Here is a 26,423-nt window from a genome sequence, read left to right as displayed (position 1 = left end):
TCTTACCGGACAGCCCCTTCATCGACTTGGATCGCCGGAGCCGGTTGTGCTCACACCAGCCTACGAGCGGCTCGTCCGATCGGCTGCCGAAGTGGCGAGCGATGGGTCGGCTCAGGTGATCATGCCGTGGCCCCCGACCCGTATGTCGCCCTCAGCGATCGTCTCCCTGCTGTCGATTGCCTCCATCTGCAGCGCGGAGCCCGTCGAAATCACAATCAAGAACGAACGCTCGCTCAGTCGGAAAAGAGCCGACGAGGTGCGCGCCGTCGTATTCCCCTATGCCCGGAGCACACACGCGCAGGCACGCGCCGTGCAGGTTGATCGCCACGGTATTGGCGAAGTGCACTTCGACCACCTGAAGCGCTACCTGGATGGGAAGAGCGACGCTGCCAAGGACTACCACCAAGTTCTGGCCCGTGTCCGTAAGCTGACTGGCCGGGCCTCGGACGGCCAGGACTACGCCGAGTTCGAGCATCCGATCCTCGATGAGATTGTACCGCACGGTCCGCCGAGGGGAGAGCGACCCTCCAATAGCTCGCTACTTTGGCGAACGCGGAGCAAGACTGACATCGCGACGCACAAGCGATCCGGAGACGCGGACAACCCCTCGAGGGCTGCGTACTATCTCTACACGATCCGAGCTGGGGATCGACTCGGCATGGAGCTGAGGGGGATCACGAGGGCGCCCGACCTCCTGATTCTTGACTTGTCGCGGACCGCGCGCGACCGGCTGGGATGGAACTGGCTGAAGCACGCTGGCGACATGGTGGAGTGCATGCGAGAGGTCCATCCAACCGCCGGCATTCTCGTGCTGGCGGATGATCCGTGGACATACCAAACCGCTCGGTTTCAGCTTCTCGGAACGAAGCAACCTGGACGCAAAGCCAAGGTGACGCCGGCCGTGGGACACGTCGTCTACTCGCCCACCACCGGGATCGTTCAGGACACCAACCAGCCTAAACTCCAGTTCGAGGGCGGCGCACGGATAGAAGTCGACGGCTTCTTCGGCGACGTCGACCGGAATATCGAGCGGCTCCGTGGCCTCGCGCACAGGCTATCGGAGATGGGGGATCCGGCCGGGGCCGAGACGGCGCGAAACATGATCGCCACAGTTCGGCGCACCGCCTGCCTGCCGGGATCGATCGCCGACCTTAGTCGGTTTCTCGAGCGAGAAACATCGACAGCGACCGCGAACGATCGACTGGCGACGTATCGAGTTGCGGCAGATGTCACGTCCCTTTCCGACCCTCGCAGCCTTGCCAGCCAGGCTGACGCGGAGGCGCAGGTCACTGCTGAAACGACCGGCATCATGCGTTCCCTTGAACGGGCGACGCCGATGTCGACGCTCCTGGCAGACGCGATACAGCCGGCGCTTCGCTCCAGCTCCCGATCAGCCTTCGTTTTCCGTTCCGACATGGTGGCGGAGTTCGCGGCCGACCGTCTGTCGGCCGCGCATCCAAAACTGACGGAGCGGCTCGATACCGGGATAATCCGCGTCGGCGGTGCCCGCGTGCTAAGCACCATCACGGCGATGCCCAGTTCGCTGCGCAATCAGTTCAAGCGGGCCATCATTGTCGCACCGACGAGGTCTGCCATCCTGGCGACGCTGGCCGAACCGTGGCTGCCCGAGCAGGTCGTGATCCTCGCCGACGCAGACACGCTTGCTTTCGCGGCCAGGGACGCAGACCGGCTAGCGCAGGAAATCGACGTGCCCGCGCTTGCCGTCCGGCTTCGAGTCTTCGCTGCCAGAGCGACCGCGCGCGTCAGCGAGATCGGGCGACACGCAGTGCAGCTTGATTCCGAGATGCCGACCGATGACATCGAGTTCCCTCCGGGGTCGGTGGTCGACCTCAGCGGCGGTTCTCGAGGCGAGCGCCGTCTGGTTGAAATATCCATGAACAATGGACAGCGCATCATCGCACGCGCATCAACAGGCATCGTCCTGCGCAACGACAGCGCCGCGACGACTTCCTTCATCGAGCGACCGGCCTCGCAGATTCGCAAGGGCGAAGAGGTTTGCGTGATTGGGCCGGGCTTTGTCGAGCGGGCGCGCACGCTCGTGAATGTCCGCGCTACCGCCGCGGCCGAAATTCGTGAATACCATCTGCAGGTCGCCAGCCGCTTCGGCGCCATAGCCGGAGATTCAGTCAACGAGCGCCTGCGGGTCGTCGTGTCGCTGATGGGTGAACCGCGTGTTTCAATCGAAACTGCACGCTATTGGGTGGATCTTGACGACGAGCTAGACAAGCCACTGCACGACGTCGTGCCGCACGCGCCCCATGATCGCGAGACGTTCATGCGTTTTACCGGTGCGCTGGGGATAGGCACTAAGCTGGCGGAGAGCTTCTGGCTATGGGCAGTGGTTGCGCAGCGCTCGCATCGGCTGCGATCGGGCAACATCTTCCACGACGCCTTCCGTGGTATCCTGACGGACCCTCATGCCGCGCTCGCCAGCAATCGCGACCGGAGTGATGACATTCGTGCGCTCCGGGCCATGGCCGAAGAACACGTGGCGACCGTGGCGGAAACACGGAGCTTGGAGGTGACGTGAAGGGACATTCGGACAAGCAGCTGGGTGACATCGACGTCGAGCTCAAGGAGGCCGTGTGCGACGCGCTGGTCAACGCACTCGTCGCTAGAGTCAGCGGCGACGACGAGCGCGGGCGCACCATCCTCGGCAGCTCGCCCCGTCGCGGCGTATTCGCGGGGCAGTTGCTCCCACGGTTCGATGTTGGCGGCGTTGTGGACGAGACATCGGACATCCGGATCGCTGCTGTCGGGGTAGATTTTGTCGTGGGCGCCGGGACTCGTGCGACCATCCGAGTCACGCCACGGTTCTCGGTTTATGTGCGCGTCATACCCCTCTGGAAGGACCTCGTAGCCGGCGGTGGTGAGCTCGACTTCGACTTCAGACTGCGTAAGAGCATCCAACAGCAAATTGACGACGCAATCCGCGCGGAGCGCGTTCCAGCGCTGCAGGCGGCAGGGGTCGATCGTCCCGACTGGAAGGGAATGGACGAGGCGAAGCGTTCGAAGGTGCGCGCGCAGCGTGCGCAGATTCTCGCCGGGATCCGGACAAAGGCGTATGCGGCGCATGGCATCAAACTGCTGTCCTGGGAACCCGAGCCGCTGAACGCCGAGCAACCGCCCGACGATGCGGTCGGTGATCCCAATACCCCTGACGACAACGTCGCTCAGGCGGCGCCGATTGCGCGCCTCGTGCGCGAAAGCCGCGCAATACCCTTGCATCATGTCGACCCGGCACCCATACCCGGGAAATGGCGTCGGATCGATCTTGCGCTACCAACTCTGGAGTTTGCGACCGACGCAGACGACACGACGCTGACCGCGACAGTCGATGCGTACAATGTGATCCTCGCAAACGCGGTCGGGGCGCAGCTCGAGACGTGGGTGACCGGGAACGGGGCCACCGAAGCATGGCGTGACGCGACCGTGCAACCTGGCGAGACACTGGACGAGGCGAGGTGGACGGCGGCCATGGCTGCGCTAGCCGCCCAACCGGTCGACCGTGCACGCGTTGTACCGGATCTCTCACGAGTGGTGCTGAAGGTGGAGCGGCAGGTAGACTTCCTCGACCCGAGCCGCCTGTCGCTGCGTGTCATGCTAGATAACCAGTCGCCCGAGCCGACGCCGCGAGATGCGCAAGGTCGGTGCAATACGGTGTTTGGCGCGGGGCTTTCGTTGACTCTGCCCCAGGCCGCACACCGACCCCTTCGGCTGGACCGAGTGGAACCGTCCTACCGCTTCCGCGACCATCTTGATTATCCTGCGATCGGCCTAAACTGCGGCGTGCACGCCGACACGGCTGCAGGCGAACTACGCCTCGCCACGACGGCCGCGCCACGCTTCGCTCAGCCGCGCATCGTCGCGCGCCAGATCGACCTACCGTTCCAGTTCGCGATCCTCAAGGAACCAGGGTTCGACGCGACCAAACTGTTCGAGCTGCCTCGAGCCTATGTTAAGTGGATCGACGAGCAAGAGGTTCGTCTCAAAGACACGGTAACGGCGGGCCTAGATCGCGCCGATGCGGAGATCGAGTCTGCACGACTGCGAAAGGACATTGCCGCACAGCGCACCGAGGCCCGCTACATCGAACGCGGCGTCGAGATGCTGATCGCGTCGAAGAAAGCATATGAAATGCTATCCGGGCTGGCCGGGGCGGATCGCGCGGCCCTTGAGCCCCGCGCCGCTCCCTGGCGCGCATGGACCATGACCAACGAGGCGTTCGCTCTACGCGACGCCCACGACCCAAAGCGGGGCTGGCGACTGTTTCAGATGGCATTCGTCCTCGCGCATGTCCCGGTGTTCAGCTCTCGGATTGAGGAGTGGCGCGAGTACCATGATCCCATGCTCGACGAGGACGGCGTCAGCCTGCTGTACTTTCCGACCGGAGGTGGCAAGTCCGAGGCGTTCTACGGCACGCTGCTGTTCGCCATGTTTCTCGACCGACTGCGCGGAAAAGATCGTGGCATAACGGCCATGATCCGTTACCCACTCCGCCTGCTGACGCTTCAGCAGGCGCAACGCCTCCTAAAGCTGGTGGTGCGGGCCGAAATCGTGCGCCGCCGCCATGCCGTGGGGAACTGGCCGTTTGAGATGGGCTTCTGGGTCGGAAACCAGAACACACCGAACAACTATCGTGCATTCCGCGCCGATATCCCGCTGGCGAGCGATCGAGAGTTCGCCGACGATAGCGAGCTCGACGGCGCGACGGGAGATGACGAACAGCGCGCTCAGGGCCGCCGATACGTCGAGGCGCGCGAGGCCTACGACAAGATCCCGGAGTGCCCCGTATGCGGCGAAGCGACCGGGCTGAGGCGCGATGAGGGCGAAGGGCCACTCGGCAAGCGAGCGGCGATCGTCTGCTTCAACGACGGCTGCGAGTGGAACCGGGAGCATGGCGGGCGGCATCCGCTGCCGTTCCTGCTGACCGATGATGCAATCTACGCTCGTGCACCCGCGATCGTGCTCGGAACCGTCGATAAGCTGGCCATGCTGGGACAGCACACGGCTACTATCAGCAAGGTGCTCGGCATGTTCGGCCTGGCCCGTCGAATCGACCGGTGGGGCAACCTCGACACTCCGCGACGCGAGGACGACCTCCGCCGCGACCCCACCGAAGACGACATCTCCAACGTCTTCCCCGCCTACGCCAAGGGCACGCGTGTCTTCCACGACCCGTTCCCCTCGCTCGTTATCCAGGATGAGGCGCACCTGCTTGAGGAAAGTCTTGGCACTTTCAGCGGGCTGTTCGACTCCCTGCTTGAGACGATCCTCGAGGACGTGGCCGACATGGCCGGTGACGGGCTCCAAGTCGCGCGCCGCTGGAACGGTGACGGGTGGGGCGCGCCGCGAATGCCCAAGGTCATCGCCGCAACCGCTACCATCTCGGCGCCTGAGCGCCAGCTTGAGACACTCTATCAGCGCGTGCCTCTGCGCTTTCCCTATCCAGGGCCGGACCTCTACCACTCGTTCTTCGCGGAGCCCGCCGCGCCGCCTGCCGGCAACGGAGGGCGCGTCGCGCTCGCTGCATCCCTGTCGTTTGCACAAGCACCGGAGCAAACAGCGCCATGGATGCGACTCTATGTGTCTCTCATGACCAACGACGCCACCCACACGGTCACGACGGTCGGAGTGCTCGCGGCGTTCCACAGCATCATAACCGCGCTATGGGATGGAATGTTGGGCGAGGGCAGCCGCCCAGCAGCTGTAGCGGCTATCCGGGACGCGGTTTCTTCGGGCATAGCCGGTGATTGGCATCGGGCGGCGATTGATCGCGCTGTTGCCCAAGGCCGCGCCGGCGAAATCATGGCGCTTGTCGACCTACATCGCATCGCACTCGCCTATGTCACTAACAAGAAGGGTGGCGATCAAATCATTGATGCGTTGGGTGCGGCAGTTGAACACCAACACAGGCGTATCGGTCGCAGCCACGCCGCGTTTGAAAGCCGCTTGATATCGGGTGGAATCGACATGAAGGACATCCAGGCAGTGATGGAGGATGCCGAAAAGTCGTTCGTCGGTGGGGACTATCCCGATATTGCAGCAACCCTTCGCAACATTGTCGCCACGTCGGCGATCAGCCATGGCGTGGACGTGGACCGGTTCAACAGCATGTTTTTCGCCGGCCTGCCCTCCGACATCGCAGAGTATATCCAGGCGTCGAGCCGTGTCGGTCGCACGCATGTCGGGTTCGTGATGCTGCTACCGACGCCCCAGAACCGTCGCGACCGCTACGTTATCGAGACCCATGACATCTTCCACCGGTTCCTCGAGCGCATGATCGCACCGCCCGCTGTCGAGCGGTGGGCAGAGAACGCGATCAAGCGGACCATGGCGTCGTATGTTCAGGCATGGGCCATGCTGCGCGAGGCGCGCGAATTCCTGGCCCAAGACGATGGTCGGAAAGCGGAAGTAAGTCACATGGACCAGATCAGCCGGTTCGCCACCTTGGCGCAGCGCAACCATGTCGCGCTTTGCGAGGCTTTGGGCGGGTTCATGCTGCGCGCCAGTGGTTTCGCCGGCAAGGGTGCGTCACAGCTAGGAGCTCCACACTACGAGGACTTCTACCGCGCCCTGGTGGAGAAGCAGGTGGACACGTTCGTACGGGACATATCGAGCCGTGGCACGATCGCCAGCCTGCGGGACTATTGGGACGACTTGCCGGCGTTCCGGCCGCCAATGACGTCGCTGCGCGATGTCGACGAGGCGGGGTACATCGTGGCTGCGGGGCGAGATCCCCTTGCGCGGGGGCGATCCACAGATGTCGATCGGCAGGATCTGGCGAAGGTGATGCGGGCGATCAGGACCCAACGCGGCACAGCCTCGGAATTGGACGCAGACGGAGGCGACGATGGGCGAGGGTAAAGGCACAGGCGGAGACTGGCGCACATCAAACCGCCGGCCGTCGGCTTTCGGCGGGGCAAGGCGCGAGCCGGAAGCGCTAGAGCCGCCGACTATGTCGCGATCGCGAGTGCAGCTCGCCAGCTCCTACGCACCCGGAGTGCTTATGACGTGGGAGGGAGGAAAGGGAATATGCCGCTCCGTCCCACTGGCGAACGATATTTCCAAGCAGCTCAACCGGACGACGATTGATCTCGTCTTCGAGAATCTGAGTGACTTCGCCACCAATTGGCGCGATCGGGCGATGAAAGCCGTTCCTGACGCCCTGCCCGAACTCGTCCTCGACGCCCCCTTCCGCGATTCCCGGACCGGGGAGGTCCGGATCGAGCGGGGCGATTTTCAGATGACAGGACCGGACCGTGTTGGCTATGTCCCCTATCCCCTCGTTTACCGCTGCGGCATCTGCGGTTCGACCCTTGAATACGAGAGCATCGCGGATCAGGCGAGGCAGCCGCTGCCAAGAAAGTGCAACGGACACGATGCCCGTTGGACCCAGGTCGACGTCGTCTACGTACATTGGTCGGGCGAGATTCAGCCCCTCAGTCCCTTCAACTACAACTTTGATCCGCAGACCGGCGGCACGCGCCAGATCAGGATGTGCACTTGCGGTTCAACCAGCTTCAAGCTGCGGAACGACGCCCCTGTTTTCTCGGAGTGGCGGTACGTCTGCGAGGGCTGTGGCGATACGCGCCCGCTCAAGAAGGCCGAGCCCGAGGTCTTAGCCCGGTTGCAAACCGAGCAGAGTACCAGTGGTCGCGCCTTCCAGTGGATCGAAATCAATATGCTGCCGGTGTCGTACCGGGCGAACTCAACCTTCTACCCACAGCGCACCAGCTTTATCGAATTCCAGGATAGCGCCGTCGTCGAGCTGATGACGCCGCCACGGGTCGGCGAACTGGTGGCGAAGCTGGCTCAAATTCATAACATCCCGTTCGCCGAGCCAGCGGAGGACGAGGTGCGGGCGGCGGTGCAGGCCGACCCGACACACCGCAGCGACTGGGACGACTACCTTAGCTTCCTCGAGATGGCTCGCCGCGCGGAAGAAAGCGGTCGACCTGAGCGCGCCCGGTCATATCGCGATAGCGCACACGAGCTGCGCGAGGGGTGGTTCGCTGCTGGCATTGTTGAACGCGGCAGGCTGGGCAGCACAGGCGTCCTGAGGGCCATCACGCAGCGCGAGGACTGGACGCGCCGCTATGATCCGATCAGGCTCACTATCCAGCACGACGCTTTCCTACGGGAGCATGTCGAAGAGGCTATGGCTCGACACGCCGCCGTCGACGTGATGGAGCCCGACATCACATTGACCGACGTCGTCAACGATCCCCAGCGCAAGGCGCGCTACCAGTCCAATATTGGGAATCTCCTGGCGCATTTGGGCATGGAGCGCTTGGTGATCGTCCGCAATCTGCCAATCTGCGAGTTCAGTTTCGGCTTCACACGGGTTTCCGCGACGCCCGTCTACAAGCGTGAGCATCAGGGCACGAGCGTCGACATGCCGGTGCGCCTTAAGGCGTTCGACCAGCTGCCGATCCAAGGCACGAAACGACCGATATACGTGACCCAACAGCAAAACGAGGCACTCTACTTCAAGCTGGACGAGGCCAGAGTGGTCCGTTGGCTGAAGGCTAATATGGTCACTGACGTGCCCGACGATGGTCTCGGCCGAGGCTATCTGGAACGCTACGAGGATTTCGGCCCATTCCTCGAAATGTTCAAGGACCGCGAGGGTAGTGGCGGCTATCCGCGCACAGTGCCCGCGTATGTCTACCTCCTTCTCCACACCCTGTCGCACCAGATGATGCATTCGCTAGCCGATTCGTCAGGCGTCGACCGTGATGGCATCGGCGAGCACATCTTCCCGGCGGACCTCGCCTTTGTGATCTACCGGAAGGGCATGACTCCTGACCTTGGCAACATCTCCGCAATGTGGCGTAACCATGCCGATGAGTTTCTGCGCCGCGCGCTCGATCCACGCATGTTGCGATGCGGCTCGGGCAGCCTGTGCGACGCCAGGGGCGGCGCCTGCCCGGCTTGCGTAATGGTATCCGAGGTAAGCTGCATCGCCTTCAACCTCTTGCTGTCGCGCGCTGTCCTCAAGGGCGGCAAGGGCCCGGAATGGGAACCCAGATCGGCACCCGACCTGGTCGGCTTCTTCGACGCTGCCGTGGCGAAATGACGAACGAAGTATTCATTTCGCCAAGAGCTACCGCCAGGCTCGTCGTGACGATGCCACCGACGCCCAGTCGATTGGCGGACGCGCTCGCTGCCGACATTGCGAGTGACTACGTGACCCTCACGCCGACAACCGACGCCTTCCGGCATCTCGCATCGTTGGCGCGTCAGCGATTCACGGTGATGATCCCTTACGTCGACAAGGTAGGGGCCGCCTGGGCTGCCGAGCTGTTCGAGACTACCGAGGCAATCGAGCGCATCCTGGTCATAAGGGATGCATCGCAGCTGAGCAGCTGCGCAGAGGCGGGGCGCCGCCTTGAAAGGGCGACCACGCGCATCATCGACTATGGCGCCGGCGACCTTACGCAGGAGACGTTTCACGCAAAGATCGTGCTGGCTGATGGGGTCGCCGCGTACGTCGGATCGGCAAACCTGCTCTGGCGGTCAAAGGCAACTAACCTCGAATGCGGGATGTTGGTCGAGGGTCCAGCTGTGCATGCTGTCAAGGTGCTCGTCGATGCGGTTGCCAATATGGCGGAAGCATCTCGGCGAGGCGCGGATGGAGATAGATGATCTAGGCCAAGTCGAACTTGGCCGGGCTTTCACGACGTTTTCGATGCGATCTGCCCCGGCAAAAGTACCGAGTGGCCCGCGGGTCGGCTCGTACCGACCAAAGTCTCCCGACCTCAGGCGCGATCACAGTGCCCGAAAGAAAAAAACGGCGCCGTCCAGCGGTTCGCCACTGAGTGCCCTGCCAAAGCCGCCGCAGGAAGGTTCGAGCCGTCACAAGCACAATGTGCAGACGGAAGGTGCAGTGGTCCTCGTCAGACAGGCCCGGATGGGAGCCATCTGTGTGCAACATCTTGAACAGACCATTGATATAATTCTCGCCATCCGGTGTCCATTCTTTGCGGTCCGGGGCCAAGAAACTCGACCTGAGGCTCAGCAAGCATTGCGCGACGATTTTCCGACGTCGACAACGTGGCTGCGCGGGATACATCGATATATCGCGCAATGTCGTCGAACAGACCTTCAAGAAAGGTGCGGAATTGCGCGTTCGCCGCAGCCTTCGCCTTCCGTGTCGGAACTGCGATCCCTCCCGACGAATGGGCACGCCTCGGGCTGCCTATTCGCAACTAGAGCGTGTTCTCGAAAAGTGGGCCGCACGATCAGTCGCCGTGGCCGTAGGTTCCGGGAGAGCTAGCGGACAAAGGCGGTCTGCTTATCGCATCACATCGATGACGGTATCCAAATTCTGCTCCTCGGCTTCATCGCTTTCGTCATTTGCCAATCCGGCCGGAATCTCGCCCGCCAGAAGCTTTTCCTTTGACAGCAATCCTGCGTCCTCGAGCGCCTCGAAATCGGGTAGATCGCGCAACGTGTCTAGGCCGAAATTTGAAAGGAAGGCTTTCGTGGTGACATAGGTGTAAGGCGCGCCTTGGGTGGGACTGCGCGGACCCGAGGCAATGAAGTCCTGTGAGCGCAATACGCCGATCAGATCGCGAGAAACCTCCTTGCCAAAGAAGCTGGAAAGATCGCCGCGGGTGATCGGCTGGAAATACGCCACACACATCAAAACCAACGCCTCGGTCTGCGAAAGCGCGCGAGATTCTGCCGTGCTCTGCCCCGTCGCCGCTTGAATTGCGTCGGAATAGATTTTTCTGGTCCGGTGCTGCCAGCCGCCCGCGACCGACACCAACTCGTAGGGCCGGCCGGCGAGTTCGGCACGGATGTCGTCGATGATCAGATCGATGTTGCAGCCTTTGCCGACGACACGCGCCAATGTTTCGCGGGTCACCGGAGTGCTGGCAGCAAAAATCACCGCCTCGACCCGGCCCATCCACTCGCGCCAGCGTAGTTCCGACGGCAGGTGCTCGAGCTCGATGTCCAGCAATGCCGACTGAGCATTTTCCTTTCGGCGAGCGGACGGTTCTGCCATCGTTATAACCCATACAGCCGGAAGGAGGAACGGCCGGAGAGTTCACGCACCGCTTCGAATTTTTGCAGACGCTCGAACAGACGCCGTGAACCGAAGCGCGACAGATTTCTCGTGGTCAGTGAGCTTGGCACGGCATCGTCATCGAGCAGTTTTTGGATCACCTCCCTTGCTCCTTTGGCGCGGAGTTTAGGGACCACTCCAACGAGCTTTTCGGCGCGCCGAGACAGGTCCGCGCCTAGCTGGCAATTCGCCGCTGCGCCCTGCGCCAGCGCCAGACAAACAGCTCGCTCAAACCCCTCCTCTCCGGGCCTGATCCGCCCCCGACTACCATCGATGCGGAATACGGGCGAAAAAACCTGAGCCATCAGCAGCGGCACCGGACGTGGCCAGCGCAGTTTTAGCGCCAAGATCAGATCGGCACACCACCAGGCCAACAATTCCGCTCCCTGCGACAGGGCAACGACCTGGCTGGCGATTGCCGCGGCGGCAAAAGGCGCCGGCCGGCCGGAATAGACCACATCGTCAATGGCGCTCGGGAGATAGCCAAAACCGTCGTCCCAGCGCAGGCCGAGTTGTTCAACCACTTCGGCCAGTCTCGCGATGTCGACCACCGGCGGCCGCGCCGCCAGCTGCCGCCACGCGGCCAAAATACTGCCGGCGGGGCCGGGATCGCCGTCGGCAGGACGCAGATACCAGGCGTCACGCAGCGCCGCCTCGTCCTCTGCCCGGCCGGCGAGTTTTGTCGCGGCTGCGGCGCATTTGAGGGAGAGACGCTGGCGCCAGGCACCGGCCCAAGCCGGGTCGGACCGCGCCAGCATGTCGAGCGTAGTCAACGCTGCGCCGGCCAAGAAGGCAGCTTCGGCGTCGTTGCTGGCAGGGACGCGGGGAACCGCCCAGACGGGCACCAACGGCGGCGCCGGCATAGCGGCTTTGGCGTTGGCCAGGGTTTTGCCGCGGGGCGGGGCAAAGGATTTTTCGGCTCGAATCATGGTGGCGAGGGTAGATCGCCAGTGCGCTTGAAGCCACCATTATCACGCTTAACCGCACCGCCTGTCTTGTCTCAGCAAAGACCGATAGTTGCCGTCGCAATTAGAGGGCTGTCGCGTCCCGCTCAATCTTGGTCTCCATCCATGAATAATTCGTGTTCTCTCGACGTGCTCGTCCGCCGGAACCAACCATCCATCTGATTTCGCTAATCTATCCATCGGCTTCTTGGAATCTAACAGCCGTTGACTACCATTTGAGGCAAATACGGCCACGGGCGTTTACCGTCCATGTTCCCGGCTCTGTCACCTCTGCGGTGCGGTGGGCACAGGACGGAGACGACGTATGAATTCCAATTTCGGCCATGCCCGCGAGCTGCTCGAGCAAGCTTGGCTCCAACTGCAGGGCGACGACGAAACGAGCCGGAAATCCCGTTTTGCGATTGATATCCTGGTCGAGGCCGTCGCCACGGCCGAGCACTCGAAGCCGTATCGGCAGGCCGAAATCATCGACTTTAGACGGGCGGCTCGTCGGAAATAGAGCCGCGAACTTTACGGCGAACCCATCTGGCGGACATTTATCGGATCCACGGACCGCGCTATGGGTCGAAAATGACTGAATTGCGTGCTGGCCTTCCGATTGTTTCATTTTCTGACCAGATTGCACTGGAGGGCTGGTTCGCGGCGCAACCGAGCGATTCCAACGGCGCCTGGATTAGATTTCGTAAGAAGGGTTCGAGCGTCGCCAGCGTCACCAAAGCCCAGGCGATCGACAGCGCCCTTTGCTACGGCTGGATCGACGGCCAGTTCGACAAGTACGACGCTGACAGTTGGTTGGTTCGCTTTACCCCACGCAGGCCGCACAGCAAGTGGTCGGAGGTCAATCGAAAGCGCGCGCTGGAACTGATTTCGGCGGGAAGCATGCAGACCTCTGGACAATTGGAAATAGATAAAGCGAAGGCTGATGGGAGTCTGCGTATGCGCCAGCTAGCAAGGCCGAGGTTCCACTGGATTTACAGAATGCGCTCGATGCGAACCCGAAGGCCGCAGCTTTCTTTGCTACACTCTCCGGCGCTAACCGATACGCGATCGTGTATAGGATTGGCGCGGTTAAGAAAGCTGAGACCAGGGCGTGGAAGATCGATGGCTTCGTTGGAATGCTCGTACGCGGAGAGACCATTCACGGCTGAAACGACAGATTTTGGGTTCGCACTGACCCTGAGTGTTTGTTCCATCCTAACATGATCTCCTGAAGCCTCGTCATCCCGCCATCCTCGACGTTGTCCCGTTCAACTTAAACGCCGCCATCAGCATCGGGCCGACCGAAAACTCCCCTGCCCTCGCCTTCTCGGTGAGCGCTCTCAAATATCCGCCCGCAGAATGGATGTGTTGAGCACGCTGGAGGATGCAGGATACAACAATCGCTGCGGTTTCCGGCCCCATGACGTGGCAGGCGTCCTCGTACGCCGACGGCGAAATCCCGAGATAGCCCCTCACCTGGGCGGCAGTGGCCATCAAATCGCGCCAATTGCCAATCCCATCGACCGCGTAATCTGCAATTTCAGGGCAAGCTTTCAGCACAAACCCAAGTGGATACCCTTTGGGCGGCTCCTGCGTACCCCGTTCTGGCTCGACCGTTGCCTTGCTCTTCTCTTGAGCAGGTTCAAATTCAAAAAGGTTATTGGTATTTGAATCAGATTGCTGCCAGCCACTATGGGATTCATTGCCAACCGGATTCTCGGTATTCATGTGAGTTTCCAGCAGGATATCGACATCTTCACGAATCGAGGCAAGTTCACCCACAATCGGCTCCAGGCCGTCAACGGTCGCCCGGCGGGGGATTGCGTCCACCACGACACGGAACCGCCTCCAGAGGCCGCCCCAATCTCCTGCAACGTCTTCCCCAACGGCCGCTTCAATCAATTTACTGATGTCGCGACGATGGAGCGTGATCCGCTCCCTCATGAACTTCAGGGCACGGTTGGTCGCCCTGACCCGTTCAGCGGCATCCGTGATCTCGTCGGCGCGGACAAGCAGCGGAGCGAGGGAGAAACCAAACGCTTCTTCCAAGGCCCCTCCCCTGCCCTTCCGGGCGTATCGTTTGCCGTTGGGAGAATCCCGACGGGTAATCAGCCCGCAATCGAGCAAGGCCGCCAGATGCCGCCGTAGCGTCGTATCGGCCATCCCGTGTGCTCTAAGAGACAGCTGCTTGTTCGAGGGGAACACGACGAGGCCGTTCTCTTCCGAAAGCTCGTTGTCCGGATAGAACGACAGCAAGGCTGCCAGAATGGCCAGCGAACGGTCTCCGATGCCAACAAGGGATTTCCCCTCGCACAGATCGCGATACAGCTGCCACTTGTCGACGACCTTCCCTTCGGGAATTTCTTCCTTTTGCGCTGCCAACAAGGCAAGTGACATCGGCCGCCGCCCAAAGGGCGTCGTTGCAATATGCGTTTCCATCTTTTCCTTCGCCTTCAGTTAGGCAAAAGAATCCTGCTCGCCGACTTCGACGTCAAAACGCTTGACACTGATTCGTGGAAATGTGATTCTCACTCTGCAACAAGTCGAGAAGGGCTTCCACGGTTCGCCGTCGGGGGCCTTTTTCTTTTGCGGTTTCTAGTCTCCAATTTTAAATGCTAGCTGATTTTCCTGAGCCCAGGCGATTGTCAGCTGACAATTTTACGATACGGCTCCCTTTTGTGCTGTCTCGAATTCCTTGAAAAGAGTATCCAGACGGCGCTCCAAGAACGCACCAAAGGCCTTATCCGTAGTGGTCAGCCGCCAAGTTCTGCCGTCGCTCTCGACCGAGCCGATACCGGATTGAAGGGTACCTTGACGCGATTGTCGATCATCATCGCACTTCGGTATCGTCGCAGCTGTCAGCGCCAGCTTGAAACGCGCATCACTATCAGCGTTCCGGAAATCTTCATGCTGTATGCGAGCACTAATTAGCGAAGCAGCGTCAGTACTCTTCAGCGTTTCCGCCAGTTTCAACCAACGCGGCCGTCCAGCCTTTGGAGCGGGTCCAATAGCATTGATAATCTCCCGGCTTACCGAATTGGCGACCGTCAACAAACGCGAGACCTCGGGTTTGTCGATCCCAAGTGCGGAACAGACGACATCTCTGTCGAAGCCTTCGGCATCCAGTTTGGCCGCAAAAACCGCACGCTCGATAAAAGAGAGGTCGAGTCTCTGGCCGTTCTCTTGTCCCTGAGCAATCACCATTTCGGCGTCCGTCAACGGGCGGACGATAGCTTTTACCTTTCGTCCGAGATCGCCCGCAACACGGATGCGGCGGTGCCCGTAGGCTGCTTGATATCTTCCCTGCTCTGTCGGGTGACGGCGAACCAGGACGGGCACCTGCTGACCAGATGTTTCGATGGCATTTTTCAGTTCGTTGAAAGCCGGATCATTAAATGAGGACAGACGGTCCGAAACGATGGACGCATCGACCACTGAGGGATCAAGTTCGAAAACACTCTCGCTATTGGCCAACGCTTCACGCAAAACCTTGGCTTCGGCCGCTTCCTCATTGAGCCTATTGAGGCCCATGTTCAGAGCCTTGACGGCACCAGATGGTCTCTGGTGAGGCATTAATCCGCCAGGAGCAGTCGGCGTGCCTGCCTCCACGAGGCTTTTCAGGATATCGCGCCCCTTCATTCGGTCGCCCTCCCCCATGCTTTGAGTACCAGTTGCCCGATTTCGGAGTTCACGCTGTCCATGGATTCCAGAGCACGTTCGTAAGTTTGCCGATGCATCGAATCCTTGGATGCCTCGTAGACGGTCTGCTTCGATAATCCAGCATCGGAAATGGCAGTCGATTTCACCATCATCGCCGTCAGCACACGTTCACCGAACAGGTTGCGAAGGAAGGCCACAATCTGCGCTTGCGGAGCGTCGTTTGGCTCGTAACGGGTAACCAGATAACGCATCCAGTCATAATCAAGATTGCCACCAGCATCCTTGACCACCGACAGCAGGTTGGACGTCATCGCCAGAAATTGATTCATGGACGCTACGTCAAGCATCTGCGGGTGCACCGTGATCAGAATTGAGGTCGCCGCACAGAGCGCAGACATCGTGAGAAAACCCAGTTGCGGCGGGCAGTCAATAACGACGACATCATAGCGATCTTCGACGGATCTCAGGGCTTCGGCCACACGCAAGAAAAACATATCTTCGGAGTGTTCTCTACTCGCGAGAACTCGGGGCGTGTCGTGCTCAAATTCGTGAAGTTCCAGATTTCCCGGAACGAGATCGAGACCTGAGAAATACGTTGTCCGGATGATGTCGGATAGCGGCCGAGGTCCGTCATATCTGATAGCGCCGTAAAGCGTCTGGTTCTCGCCGACATCGAATTCTGGCTGATAACCAAACAGCGCGCTCATGGACGCTTGAGGATCGAGATCAACCGCAAGAACACGATGCCCATGAAGTGCTAGATATTGGGCGAGATGGGCCGCAGTAGTGGTCTTTCCACTCCCTCCCTTGAAATTCGTTACAGCAATGATCTGGAGATGATCTCCTTGACGGCGGTTAGGCAGATACGCAGGTTTGGAATTCCCGAGAAAACGACGGAGTTCGTGAACCTGCTCCAGCGTGTACGCACGACGGCCACCCGCTGTTTTATCGGGGGTAGGGCCTTCTTCAGCTAAAGCCAGGTGCCTGATATAACTCTCCGTCACCCCGATAAGCTTTGCTACTTCAGGACTGGAAAACTTGCGAAGTTCTTTCTGTGCGGACGGCGGGAACAAACGCTCGCGTAGCAACTGGAGTTGAGAGCCCAGAGCTTGAGAATCGGCCCATATCGTCTCATCAATTGACTGCGCCGCGATTACTCGCTCGGCAGCAGGATTAGCGGCTGATGTTGTCATTCACGATATTTCCAGCATATGGGCATCTTTTTCGTGAATGTGTCCGAGTCTCCCGTGACCGTCAAGGAATATTGGGTTAACAGAAGGTTAACGGCAAGCCTTGCAGTACTGGCGATCGCAATTGTCAGCTGACAATCGTGAGCGGGTAGTGAGAGCCACTCCCGTCAGATCGGGCTCTTCGCCCTTCAGGAATCAAGCCTCTGCCATTTGCTTCAATCGTCCCGGCATTCCAAGGGGCTCGTCTCTCACGACCACAAGATAGCAGAAATCCGGAGCAATCCGATCGTGCGCCAAGCCACCGACCCAGACTATGTCGGACCGATTCGAAATCACACTGAAGTAGAGTTCGCGCAAATCGACGCATTCCTGCTGCAATCGGGCGTACGCACATAGCGTTCTGAGGTTTGATGCATACGGCGTGGGCGCGCTTTGGTATTCGACGGACGGTGAAGCGTTTTTGTCGCCATTCGCAGATGGGGCCTTGTCCTACAGGCCAGACGCCTTGGTGAGATTGACGCGGAAGCGGTCGCGGCGGCGCTGGTATTTTCGGGTCATTTCAGCGGAGGCATGGCCAAGTTGCTTTTGCACATAGCGTTCATCGACCTCGGCGGAAGAGGCGAGGCCAGCTCTGAGCGAGTGGCCGGAGAATTTTTGCCCTCGTTCGCCTTCTGAAAGATCGCCGCGCACGCCGGCGGCCAGCGCGGCGCGCTTGACGAGACGGGCGACCTCCTGGTCGTTGAGCCGCTCCGACCCCACCTGTTTGCCCTGGCCGGTTACGCGGCGGAACAGCGGCCCGTGGGCGATGCGCGCGAATTTCAGCCAGGTTTCGAGCCCCACGACCGGGCAGGTGGCGTCGGCCGAGCCGCGGCCGATCTCGACCTCGCGCCAGCCGGTCTTGCCGCGCAGCTTGACCAGGATGCCCTTGTCCAAAACCTCGATCCAGCCGCGACCGTCCTCGGTCTGGTCGCGACCGCAGTCCAGGCCGGTGATTTCGGAACGGCGCAGGCCGCCGGCAAAGCCGAGCAGCAGCATGGCCCGGTCGCGCAGTCCGCGTAAGGTTCCGCGGTCGAGCGTTTCCAGCATGGCGATCAGATCCTCGGGCAGGATCGCTTCCTTCTGTCGGGGAGGGGAGGCATGTTTGTTGCGGATGCCGGCCATCACCGTCGCTATGTGCCGATCCTTGCGATCGAGCGGCTGACCGCGCTGCGTGTAATTCCATGAGAGCGACGACAGCCGCCGTTCGATCGTTGATACTGAGTTTGGCTTTTTGTCGCCGGTCACCGTGCCTGAGGCGCAGGCGGTGATGTAGAGCCCGACGGTTTGCGGGTCAGGCGGCGTCGCTTCAAGATTTTGCCGCCGGCACCAGGCGCAAAAATGCTTCCAGTCGGCGGCGTAGGCGCGGCGCGTATTGGCGGAACTGGCCGCCTCAACGTAATCGCGCGCGCGGTCCGCAAGCTTTTCCAGATGCGCCGGAAGGGGAGGAGAGGGGACTTTGGTCTGCACGACCCCCATCTCCATCACGACATCAATAATGTCGGGCAGATCGCCAGTATCGGTATCAGATGGATTTTCAGATTGGTTCATAATTACAGGAGCGGGACCGTCGCCTCAAGATTCTCTCGGAAAGCAATTTCCGACGCCCCAGTGTATGGCAACGCACACGGAATGTGAATCGGCATCGACAAGCAGGGTCACTGCCCGCATTGACGTTGATTTCTATAGCACTTGGTGCTACATGACGGCATGAAGGAACGAGCATTCAAGACGGCCTGGTTTGCCAAGGCGGCGCGCAAGGCGCGCATCAGTGACGCCGTCTTATGCAAGGCTATCGCGCAGGTGGCACAGGGACAGGCCGACGATCTGGGCGGCGGCGTGTTCAAGAAGCGCCTGAACGACAACCGGCACCGCTCGATCATTCTGGCCAGGTCTGGCGCGTTCTGGGTCTATGAATATCTGTTCGCCAAGCAGGACAGGGCCAACATCGATGACAATGAACTCGTCGCGTTCCGCAAACTGGCCAAAGCTTATTTCGGATTGACGGACCGGCAGATCGCCGCGTTGTTCGCAGACGGGGATTTTTTGGAGATATGCCATGAACAAGGCTAGAAAATACAAGTCTGACGCCTTCGAGGCGATCCACAGCTCGGCCAGCGCGCTCTACAAGGTCGGGGCGATCGACAAGACAACGATGCGCGGCTTCGACGAGGGCTGTCTGGCGGTTCCTGCGGCGTTCGATCCGGATGCGATCAAGGCGCTGCGCGAGAAAAACCATGTCAGCCAACCAGTGTTCGCGCGCTATCTGAACACGTCGGAATCGACGGTGCAGAAGTGGGAGACCGGCGCCAAACGGCCGAGCGGGCTGGCGCTGAAGCTGCTGTCGGTGGTCGAAAAGCACGGTTTGCGTGTGCTCAGCTAGCGCTTGCAAGAATGAACGATAAAGTCGGACGACGAATTGGAAGAGGCTGACAGCATGAAGACGGCAGCCGCCCAGTTTGACCTATTCGATGAGGCTCCCGGCTATCGGGAAGTTCCGCGTTCCGCGCTCCGCGCTGAAGAAGCGAGCTGTGGCGCGCGGCCTGGTCTCTCCGAACTGGAACGCGGAGGAGGCAGCAAGACGACTGGAAGAGGGCGGTGAATACAGGGTCTTGCGCAAGCTGGTTCCGCGTCCGATCGTAAGGCGGAGCGAAAGCCGATATTCCAACCTCGCAGTCTTGGTCGATACCGAGACGACAGGCCTCCATCACGCCAGGGACGAGGTCATCGAAATCGGCGCGGTTGCCTTCACCTATGAGGATAGCGGCAGGATCGGGGACGTGGTTGGCGTCTACAGTGGTCTGCGCCAGCCCGCGTCGCCCATCCCCCCGGAAATTACCCGCCTGACCGGCATCACCGATGCAATGGTCGCCGGGCAGGCAATCGATATCGCCGCCCTCGAAACGCTGATTGAGCCGGCCGACCTGATCATTGCCCACAATGCCGGATTTGATCGGCCATTTTGCGAAAAACTTTCGCCGGCCTTCGTTCCAAAAGCGTGGGCATGCTCGGTCACCGAGGTGCGTTGGGCCGATCTGGGCTTTGAGGGCAACAAGCTCGGCTATCTGGTTGGGCAGCCCGGCCTGTTCCACGAAGGGCATCGCGCCACCGACGATTGCCATGCACTTCTTGAAGTGTTGGCAAGACCGGCGGGGGAGGGCGGTGCCCTTCCCTTGCCCAGCTGCTGCTGTCAAGCGCCCGCTGCAGGATCCGCATTTTCGCCGAGAACGCACCTTTCGATATGAAGGATCATCTGAAGGCGAGGGGCTATCGCTGGTCTGACGGCAGCGATGGTCGGCCGAAGGCATGGTGGATCGAAGTTGATGAAGACCTGTACGCTGACGAACTGCGTTATCTGCGCACCGAGATCTATCGCTGGGACGAGGCGGAGCCGCCGAGCGTACGGTTGACGGCGCACGATCGGTTCAGGGCATAGCGCGTTTGCGTGTTTCGCGAAAATGCAGGATGCAGCGCGAGGGCCACATCTGCGGGTACCGTGCGTTCTGCCGACGGCATGTCGGCCCGAGGCGCGACCGTTTTTGCTGACGCCGTCTCTCATGGCGAGCCGCCATTTTTCATCGCTGTCGTCGAGCGGAGTCGGGGTGAGGGCCGTTTGCGGGCTTTTGCTCGACATTTTGAGCCATTTCGGCCCACGTTCCAATTACGAACGATAAGGCAACATTATCATTCGTTGTATGTTGCCGACAGGCACAGCGCTTTTTGCCCATTTCTGTTGCCAAAAGCGCCGCCATGACTCATCGTGCTTGCGATGATTCTGCGTCCAAAACCCGCCCCCCGCCACTACGCCACGCTTGCCGGCGCCCCTTCGACCGCGCCGATGGCAACGGTGCCGGCCTGGCTGCGCCGCGCCGTCCCCGATGCGCAAGCCCTTGCGAGCAACGACGTTGAGGATGTGGCGCTCGTTGCCGGCGCCGCCATCGGCGCGCTCGATGCGGTGGTCCGCCGGCAGGAGCGGTGGGCCGGCGCCTGGCGGCAGCGCCTGGCGCTTTCGGCGGCCGCGGTAACGGCGAAGCAGGCAGGGCGCGTCGAGGATGAAGGCGCGCTGCGCGACGCCGTGCTGCTCACACGCCCGGGCGATTTTTTGTCCGTCGGCCCCGCCGGATCGATGCTGCTTGCCTGGCGCCGGCTGGCCGGCACGCCTGCCGAGAAACTGCTGACCGAGGCGAGCATCGGCGCGGTGCTGGATGACCTCGGTCTCCGCCGCGACGAGGACGCAGTCGGCGAACTGGCGGATGATCTTCGACAGCTTTCCGCGAACATCGGAATGGTCGGCATGCTGACCGGCGCGTTTACGGCCGCCGAAAGGTATGGCTTCGCACGAGCCTTCGGATGTTTGCTCGCGGACGCCCTGCTGGCGCAACGGGTGGGTTGGACCCACGCGGTGCCGCTGCTCGGCGCCGAGGCGACCTGGGGCATAAGCGCTCGTGCACGTCGATCGGCAGCCGGCTCTGTGGCGACTAGCATTGAGACAGATCCCGAGCGTGCGAAAAATCTGCTCGCCGCCCAGGCGCGGGCCGCGCTGCGCGCCATCGATCTGTCTGCGGACCTCGGGCGCCGTGCGGACCGTCTGCTTGCCGTTGCCCCAAAACTCAGAGCCAAGGCGGCGGACGCTGTTGTCGACAAGCTCCTGTCCCACGACGCGATCGTCGCCTCGGAACAGATCTCTGGCATGAGCGATCGCGGCCTGCGCCGCCTGTTCGACCGGCTGGTCGAGCTCGGTGCCGTGCGTGAATTGTCCGGCCGCGCCACCTTCCGCATCTACGGGCTGTGAAGACAATGGCGGAGAGTGCACGTAGGCGAGGAGGGAGCCAGCCAGATGACCGTCGATCCGGCGACCGCCTGTTTGATCGCGAGCTGGATCATCTGCCGCCGGAGGCGCGCTGGCGCGAATGGATGCATCGGGTCGAAGCAACGATCTTCGCCGCTAGCGAGCCGGTCGACCGCGAAATGCTCGCCCGCATCGTCGGGAAAAGCTGCAGCATCGATCTTTTGATCGACGACATCCGCGAGGAGCTGCGCGGCCGGCCCTACGATCTGGTTTCCGTCGCCGGCGGTTTTCGGCACCTGACCCGGCCTGCCTATGCCGACGCCATCCGCGCCGCGGTTGGCAGCAATGAGAAGACGACCGACCTGACACAATCTGAAGTGCTGGTGCTGATGTGCATCGCCTACTTCCAGCCGATTACCCGTGGAGAGCTGTCGACGTTCTTCGGCAAGGAAGTTTCGCGCGACCTGATTGGCCATCTGCGCGGTGCGAAGCTGGTCGCCTCCGGTCCGCGCAGCCCGACGCCGGGCGCGCCTTACACCTATGTCACGACCAAAGAATTCCTGTTGGAGTTCGGTCTCGATACGCTGCGCGATCTGCCGGATTTCGAGGCGCTCGAGGATGCCGGACTGCTGAGCAAAGAGAAGCTGCTGGCGGGCGACATCATGCCGGAGTTTTCAACCCAGCAAAACTCCAACTTCGAGGTCGAAGACTAAATGCTCGCTAGCAGAGCAGCTGCTGGCCGTTGTGGGGAGCGGGAAAAAGTGGGGGTCAAGTCGCAAGGGCAAACTTAGCTTGCTTGAGACGACCATCGGCGACGGCCGCCCTGACCTGCAATACCCTATGAGCGCCGGCAGGAGACCAACGCATCTGCCGCTTCTTGTTCATCCGAGCGTTCACGAGGCTGTTGGCGGCGCTTTCGGCCGGAGAACTCGATATCGGCTGACGGGACCAATATCGATGGCAGTAGTCGACAATCGACGTCGTGTTCTGGACGAGGTAGGTCTGGAGATTGCTGATCAATACGGACAATCGCTTGAGCTTTTGGTTGGCGTCTCGAAGCCCAGGGTGCTGCTCCAACTGGTAGAGCATATTCTTCACGGCTTTCGTCGCCTCCCTGACGTAGCCGCTCCAGAGAAGATGCCGGAGCCTCGGCACATCAACCGCAACATCCCGAAGGTAGATGTTCAGATCGCCGACATGCCTGATTCCTTCCCATGTCTGTTCGATGTGCCGGAGCCGCATCGACAGATGGAACCAGTCAAGAATATGCGTCACGGGCTGCCTTGTTGCACTGAGGACGATGCCCTGCAGCCCGACGTCTCCGTCGCTGAAAACAGTGACGTCTCGGCCAGGCAGCCATCCTTGCGCCCGCATCGCGGCAAGAACCACATCGTGCTTGCCGGTGGCCACATGCGGTGCGGCCGCAAACTGACGCGGTGGCCGTCCCGGTGAAACAACGCGTCCCATTGCGATTTCGAAATGCCGGCTTTGATATCCTGGAACCGCGCGGATATAGGCGCCATCGATGAAGACTGAGATGGAGGATCCGCCGGCCTGGCTCATGCGATAGGGGCTGGCGGCATCCCACTTCTCGATCTGATCGGCGACTGTGGCGAGCCGGTTGACGACAGTTCGATGATTGTGTGGTCGCGCGGCCGGTACAAAGAGATCGAGCACACGGGCTGCTTCTCGAAACGATAGTCGGGAGCCGAGTTCGGCCTGAACACGCTCCAATTCCGGCGTTGCTCTGCCCTTCAACAGGGTCTCGATGCTTCCGGTATTCGCTGTTGCCGTCTTTCCGCAGGCACAGCTGCGGAACCGAGGCACGCGCAGGCGACAAATACCGTAGAGCGAATGGACCGTACGAGATCGATAGTCATGAACCCCGCGAGGGCGGCCGCAGTCGTGACATTTCCTATCCTGCTGACTAGCTTCATCCGTCTGAAACTGCGTTAACGCCTCCTGCAGGCGGCGATGTATCGCCTTGCCATCCTCCAGGGAGAGGCCGAGCTCGTCGAGACGCGCTCCGTCGACACTGCGGTCGACGATTGCAATCTCCCGACGCTGCGGAACGCCATCGGCGCCGACAATCTCAACCCAGACCTTCATCCTCAATTGCCCCATCACCGAGTGCCCTTTCCGGAAAAGGCCTCGATTAGCCGAAGGTTCTTACCCCCAGCTTTTTCCCGCTCCCAACAGGGCCTCGGTTTCGGAGACGTGATGGGCTAGTGTGCCGATGACGACACCTAACTCGACCTCCCAGTCCAATTTGGTCGACGCGAGCGGTTTGATCGTGTCGTCGTTCGGTCCGCAGATGGACGAGGGCGCCTTCAGGAAGATGACCGGCTCAGCAGGCTCAAGCATACCGGATTCTTTCGCATGGCAGGCGTAGTTGAGACCGATGCAAATGAATTTCGACGTCCCGCTGACCGGAGGACCGAGCCTGAGCGGGTCCGAAACGACCGGAAGAGCGGCGATGTCCAGCGCGGACAGTCGCGCCAGCCCTTCCGGCGAGATCGCTGCGGGATCCATATCGGCGCAGTGGCGCGACAAATCACGCAGTTGCCCTGCGGCATCCACGACGGCGGGCTTTTCTGCGCCGACCGCGCCATATCGGCAGAGTTTCATTGGTGGGTTCCCCGGACTATAGGCAATGTCGTCAGTTGAGCTGCGCTACGATCGCCTCGACGAACTGCGGAATGTCGTAAATGAAGCGACCTGTGATCACGTTTCCATCGACCACGACCGGCTGATCGATCACCGTGGCCCCGGCGTTCGTCATGTCCTCCATGATCGCCCAATAACCGGTCGCCTGTCGGCCTTCCGTCAATTTGGCGCTCAAGAAGACCTGTGAGCCGTGACACAGGGCGCCCAGTGGCTTTCCTGATGCTTGGAATTTCTGGAGGAAGGCAAGAACCGCCGGGTTGGTTCGGAGCTGGTCCGGGTTCCAGGCCCCTCCCGGCACATAGACGGCATCGTAATCGTCGACGGAGATCTCTTCGATTCGAGCGTCGATCGGAATCCAGCCGGAATTGTGCGTGAACTGAACCGCTAGGACGTGCGTCTTGGCGATTTCGGGGAATTGGATTCCAAGCATCTCCGGATATTCGACGTGGTTTGGCGAGACGAGGTGACAAGCGGCACCTCTGTCTTCGAACCACTTCCTGGGGATCGAAACTTCCGTCTCTTCCACGCCGTGGGTCGCGATGATGCCAATTCGCTTTCCCGCGAAGCGCTTGGGGTCGGCTGGCTCCTCGGTCATGAATTTCAGCAGGTGCTCATTTCCTGGCGCTGTGGCGAGGAAATGGATGTTCACCTTCGGGAACGTCGGCAGCTCGTACTCGTGAAGCTTCATTACTGTGCCGCGTAGCGACTGGGCTGTCATGGGACGTCTCCTTGAGTTTCGATTCAATGCATATGACCGGGTATGAACCCTGGACGAGTTAAGCTGAACTTGGCGGTCGGCTCCGGACTGCGACGTCGTGCGCCAGGTCGCTTGCGCCGCGGGCGCGCAATTCCTGGAGGGTGCTGACGCCGAGCTGCGCCATGCCTCGGCGTATCTCGTCGCCGAAGATGGCGAAGGCCTTCTCAGCGCCCTGAGGGCCTCCTGCGGCAACGCCGTAGAGGAACGACCGACCTGAGAACACAAAATCCGCGCCCAATGAAATCGCGCGAAGCACGTCCTCGCCACTGCGGATACCGCTGTCCATCATGACGACCAGGCGACCGCGACAGGCCTCTACTATTTTCGGGAGAACCTCGGGTGGGGCGGGCGCCGCGTCAAACTGCCGTCCGCCATGATTGGAGACAACGATGCCGTCCGCCCCAATATCCACAGCGTCCTGCGCCACCGTGACGTCCATGACGCCTTTGAGCACGAACTTACCGGGCCAGCCGTCGCGCAGCCGCTTAAGGTGGGACGCGTCCAGAGCGTCCGTGATGTGCGCAGCCACATACTCGGCAAGCGAGGGAGCCCCTTCGCCCTTTGGGGCGTACTGCGCCAGGCTCTGGAAACGGGGCATACCGGAAGCAATAGTTGCGAGAGCCCAGGACGGATGTCTCAGCACATCCACGAGGGTCCCAAGGCCCGGTCGAAACGGAAGCTGGAATCGATTTCGGATGTCGCGCACCCGCCGACTTTGGATGGGCACGTCGATCGTGACCTGCAGAACCTCCACACCCGCGTCTCGTGCTCTGCGCATCAGGTCAAAGGTAACGTCGTTGTTTTTGGCGGCGTAGAGCTGGAACCATAGATTGCCTTGCGTGAGCCTGGCGATTTCCTCGATGCTTGTGGTTCCAACGGTCGACAGCCCGTAGGGTACGTTTGCGCTACGCGCGGAAGCCGCAAGCGCGCGATCGGCGCCGGGCCAAATAGCATTTGCGAGCCCGACAGGCGACACGCCGATGGGAAGGTCGTAGGCTCGGCCGAACAAACTCGACGCAGTCGAGCGACCACTCACGTCACGCGCATATCGCGGCGCCAAAGTCACGTTGTCGAGGGCATCCCGATTCCGCTTTAGCGCGAGCTCTGCTCCGGTCCCGCTCTCAAGGTAACCGAGCGCCATGCGCGGCACGCGCCTTCGCGCAATTCGAGCAAGATCCTCGATCGTGGCGGCATTTTGAACTTGAATATCGAGCATAGGCCTAACCCTGTGGCAGGCGCACTGCGCGCAAGCGCCCGGACGTCCGCGGCATTCGGGTATCGA

Annotated in this window: 19 protein-coding genes and 2 pseudogenes; 11 read left to right on the top strand and 10 right to left on the bottom strand. The window is 61.1% G+C overall.

Annotated elements, in window-relative coordinates; translation table 11 throughout:
- Positions 1–46: 46 nt before the first annotated feature.
- The 4 genes from ACX3P1_RS22410 (at position 47) to ACX3P1_RS22395 (ending at position 9,672) form a co-directional block, all read left to right on the top strand.
- Complete coding sequence (locus ACX3P1_RS22410) at positions 47–2,551, top strand: hypothetical protein (protein WP_459081805.1); 2,505 nt, start codon at positions 47–49, stop codon at positions 2,549–2,551.
- Positions 2,548–6,888: a helicase-related protein gene (locus ACX3P1_RS22405; RefSeq protein ID WP_459081804.1), complete on the top strand. Its 4,341-nt coding sequence runs from the start codon at positions 2,548–2,550 to the stop codon at positions 6,886–6,888. The genes ACX3P1_RS22410 and ACX3P1_RS22405 overlap by 4 nt, the downstream gene beginning before the upstream one ends.
- 142 nt (positions 6,889–7,030) lie before the next feature.
- The gene (locus ACX3P1_RS22400) at positions 7,031–9,103 is read left to right on the top strand and encodes a hypothetical protein (protein WP_459081803.1); all 2,073 of its coding nucleotides are present in this window, start codon (positions 7,031–7,033) and stop codon (positions 9,101–9,103) included.
- A complete protein-coding gene (locus ACX3P1_RS22395) occupies positions 9,100–9,672 on the top strand; it encodes a phospholipase D-like domain-containing protein (RefSeq protein ID WP_459081802.1) in 573 nt (190 codons plus the stop codon). The genes ACX3P1_RS22400 and ACX3P1_RS22395 overlap by 4 nt, the downstream gene beginning before the upstream one ends.
- Before the next feature lie 649 nt (positions 9,673–10,321).
- Here the strand turns inward: ACX3P1_RS22395 and scpB (ACX3P1_RS22390) are convergent.
- Positions 10,322–11,038, bottom strand: a complete 717-nt coding sequence (gene scpB / locus ACX3P1_RS22390; RefSeq protein ID WP_459081801.1) for an SMC-Scp complex subunit ScpB — start codon at positions 11,036–11,038, stop codon at positions 10,322–10,324.
- 2 nt (positions 11,039–11,040) lie between these two features.
- Positions 11,041–12,027: a DUF1403 family protein gene (locus ACX3P1_RS22385; RefSeq protein WP_459081800.1), complete on the bottom strand. Its 987-nt coding sequence runs from the start codon at positions 12,025–12,027 to the stop codon at positions 11,041–11,043.
- Positions 12,028–12,367: 340 nt separating this feature from the next.
- On the opposite strand from ACX3P1_RS22385, the gene ACX3P1_RS22380 reads away from it, so the two are divergent.
- Both ACX3P1_RS22380 and ACX3P1_RS22375 read left to right on the top strand, forming a co-directional pair.
- Complete coding sequence (locus tag ACX3P1_RS22380; RefSeq protein WP_459081799.1) at positions 12,368–12,562, top strand: hypothetical protein; 195 nt, start codon at positions 12,368–12,370, stop codon at positions 12,560–12,562.
- A gap of 71 nt (positions 12,563–12,633) precedes the next feature.
- A complete protein-coding gene (locus ACX3P1_RS22375; RefSeq protein WP_459081798.1) occupies positions 12,634–13,266 on the top strand; it encodes a YdeI/OmpD-associated family protein in 633 nt (210 codons plus the stop codon).
- 15 nt (positions 13,267–13,281) lie between these two features.
- On the opposite strand, the gene repC is transcribed toward ACX3P1_RS22375, so the two are convergent.
- From repC to ACX3P1_RS22355, 4 genes are all read right to left on the bottom strand, one after another.
- On the bottom strand, positions 13,282–14,481 hold the full coding sequence (gene repC / locus ACX3P1_RS22370) for a plasmid replication protein RepC (protein WP_459081797.1): 1,200 nt from the start codon (positions 14,479–14,481) through the stop codon (positions 13,282–13,284).
- Between the two features lie 219 nt (positions 14,482–14,700).
- Positions 14,701–15,681, bottom strand: a complete 981-nt coding sequence (repB, locus tag ACX3P1_RS22365; protein ID WP_459081796.1) for a plasmid partitioning protein RepB — start codon at positions 15,679–15,681, stop codon at positions 14,701–14,703.
- Complete coding sequence (gene repA, locus ACX3P1_RS22360) at positions 15,678–16,895, bottom strand: plasmid partitioning protein RepA (RefSeq protein WP_459081795.1); 1,218 nt, start codon at positions 16,893–16,895, stop codon at positions 15,678–15,680. The genes repB and repA overlap by 4 nt, the downstream gene beginning before the upstream one ends.
- Positions 16,896–17,381: 486 nt before the next feature.
- Positions 17,382–18,413: a site-specific integrase gene (locus tag ACX3P1_RS22355; RefSeq protein WP_459081820.1), complete on the bottom strand. Its 1,032-nt coding sequence runs from the start codon at positions 18,411–18,413 to the stop codon at positions 17,382–17,384.
- A gap of 225 nt (positions 18,414–18,638) precedes the next feature.
- Here ACX3P1_RS22355 and ACX3P1_RS22350 point away from each other — a divergent pair, with 225 nt between their 5' ends.
- The 5 genes and pseudogenes from ACX3P1_RS22350 (at position 18,639) to scpB (ACX3P1_RS22330) (ending at position 22,430) form a co-directional block, all read left to right on the top strand.
- Positions 18,639–19,001, top strand: coding sequence for a type II toxin-antitoxin system RelE/ParE family toxin (locus ACX3P1_RS22350; protein WP_459081794.1), 363 nt, complete (start codon positions 18,639–18,641; stop codon positions 18,999–19,001).
- Positions 18,988–19,311: a helix-turn-helix domain-containing protein gene (locus ACX3P1_RS22345; RefSeq protein ID WP_459081793.1), complete on the top strand. Its 324-nt coding sequence runs from the start codon at positions 18,988–18,990 to the stop codon at positions 19,309–19,311. The genes ACX3P1_RS22350 and ACX3P1_RS22345 overlap by 14 nt, the downstream gene beginning before the upstream one ends.
- Before the next feature lie 88 nt (positions 19,312–19,399).
- Positions 19,400–20,364, top strand: a pseudogene (locus ACX3P1_RS22340) (3'-5' exonuclease).
- A gap of 333 nt (positions 20,365–20,697) precedes the next feature.
- Positions 20,698–21,720 (top strand): DUF1403 family protein, encoded by a 1,023-nt coding sequence (locus ACX3P1_RS22335; RefSeq protein WP_459081819.1) that lies wholly within the window; start codon positions 20,698–20,700, stop codon positions 21,718–21,720.
- 5 nt (positions 21,721–21,725) lie between these two features.
- A complete protein-coding gene (scpB, locus tag ACX3P1_RS22330; RefSeq protein ID WP_459081792.1) occupies positions 21,726–22,430 on the top strand; it encodes an SMC-Scp complex subunit ScpB in 705 nt (234 codons plus the stop codon).
- Positions 22,431–22,485: 55 nt separating this feature from the next.
- Here the strand turns inward: scpB (ACX3P1_RS22330) and ACX3P1_RS22325 are convergent, their stop codons facing one another.
- From ACX3P1_RS22325 to ACX3P1_RS22310, 4 genes and pseudogenes are all read right to left on the bottom strand, one after another.
- On the bottom strand, positions 22,486–23,841 hold the full coding sequence (locus tag ACX3P1_RS22325) for an ISKra4 family transposase (RefSeq protein ID WP_459081818.1): 1,356 nt from the start codon (positions 23,839–23,841) through the stop codon (positions 22,486–22,488).
- Between the two features lie 72 nt (positions 23,842–23,913).
- Positions 23,914–24,345 (bottom strand): annotated as a pseudogene (locus ACX3P1_RS22320) (fumarylacetoacetate hydrolase family protein); the annotation flags it as partial.
- A 31-nt stretch (positions 24,346–24,376) separates the two neighbouring features.
- Positions 24,377–25,102, bottom strand: a complete 726-nt coding sequence (locus tag ACX3P1_RS22315; protein ID WP_459081791.1) for a DJ-1/PfpI family protein — start codon at positions 25,100–25,102, stop codon at positions 24,377–24,379.
- Between the two features lie 58 nt (positions 25,103–25,160).
- Positions 25,161–26,357 (bottom strand): alpha-hydroxy acid oxidase, encoded by a 1,197-nt coding sequence (locus ACX3P1_RS22310; RefSeq protein WP_459081790.1) that lies wholly within the window; start codon positions 26,355–26,357, stop codon positions 25,161–25,163.
- Between the last annotated feature and the right edge of the window lie 66 nt (positions 26,358–26,423).

The sequence above is a fragment of the Mesorhizobium sp. A623 genome (assembly GCF_054489405.1).
The sequence above is the reverse complement of the archived record's forward strand: the minus strand, read 5'-3'. Positions and strand labels throughout refer to the sequence as shown.

Bases quoted from the DNA above. Each gene is read 5' to 3' on its own strand.
- ACX3P1_RS22325 (WP_459081818.1), bottom strand. From the start codon at position 23,841: ATGGGGCAATTGAGGATGAAGGTCTGGGTTGAGATTGTCGGCGCCGAT.
- ACX3P1_RS22350 (WP_459081794.1), top strand. From the start codon at position 18,639: ATGAAGGAACGAGCATTCAAGACGGCCTGGTTTGCCAAGGCGGCGCGC.
- ACX3P1_RS22345 (WP_459081793.1), top strand. From the start codon at position 18,988: ATGAACAAGGCTAGAAAATACAAGTCTGACGCCTTCGAGGCGATCCAC.
- repB (WP_459081796.1), bottom strand. From the start codon at position 15,681: ATGAAGGGGCGCGATATCCTGAAAAGCCTCGTGGAGGCAGGCACGCCG.
- ACX3P1_RS22315 (WP_459081791.1), bottom strand. From the start codon at position 25,102: ATGACAGCCCAGTCGCTACGCGGCACAGTAATGAAGCTTCACGAGTAC.
- ACX3P1_RS22310 (WP_459081790.1), bottom strand. From the start codon at position 26,357: ATGCTCGATATTCAAGTTCAAAATGCCGCCACGATCGAGGATCTTGCT.
- ACX3P1_RS22395 (WP_459081802.1), top strand. From the start codon at position 9,100: ATGACGAACGAAGTATTCATTTCGCCAAGAGCTACCGCCAGGCTCGTC.
- repA (WP_459081795.1), bottom strand. From the start codon at position 16,895: ATGACAACATCAGCCGCTAATCCTGCTGCCGAGCGAGTAATCGCGGCG.
- ACX3P1_RS22385 (WP_459081800.1), bottom strand. From the start codon at position 12,027: ATGATTCGAGCCGAAAAATCCTTTGCCCCGCCCCGCGGCAAAACCCTG.
- ACX3P1_RS22375 (WP_459081798.1), top strand. From the start codon at position 12,634: ATGACTGAATTGCGTGCTGGCCTTCCGATTGTTTCATTTTCTGACCAG.
- repC (WP_459081797.1), bottom strand. From the start codon at position 14,481: ATGGAAACGCATATTGCAACGACGCCCTTTGGGCGGCGGCCGATGTCA.
- ACX3P1_RS22355 (WP_459081820.1), bottom strand. From the start codon at position 18,413: ATGGAGATGGGGGTCGTGCAGACCAAAGTCCCCTCTCCTCCCCTTCCG.
- ACX3P1_RS22400 (WP_459081803.1), top strand. From the start codon at position 7,031: ATGACGTGGGAGGGAGGAAAGGGAATATGCCGCTCCGTCCCACTGGCG.
- scpB (WP_459081792.1), top strand. From the start codon at position 21,726: ATGGCGGAGAGTGCACGTAGGCGAGGAGGGAGCCAGCCAGATGACCGT.
- ACX3P1_RS22335 (WP_459081819.1), top strand. From the start codon at position 20,698: ATGATTCTGCGTCCAAAACCCGCCCCCCGCCACTACGCCACGCTTGCC.
- ACX3P1_RS22380 (WP_459081799.1), top strand. From the start codon at position 12,368: ATGAATTCCAATTTCGGCCATGCCCGCGAGCTGCTCGAGCAAGCTTGG.
- scpB (WP_459081801.1), bottom strand. From the start codon at position 11,038: ATGGCAGAACCGTCCGCTCGCCGAAAGGAAAATGCTCAGTCGGCATTG.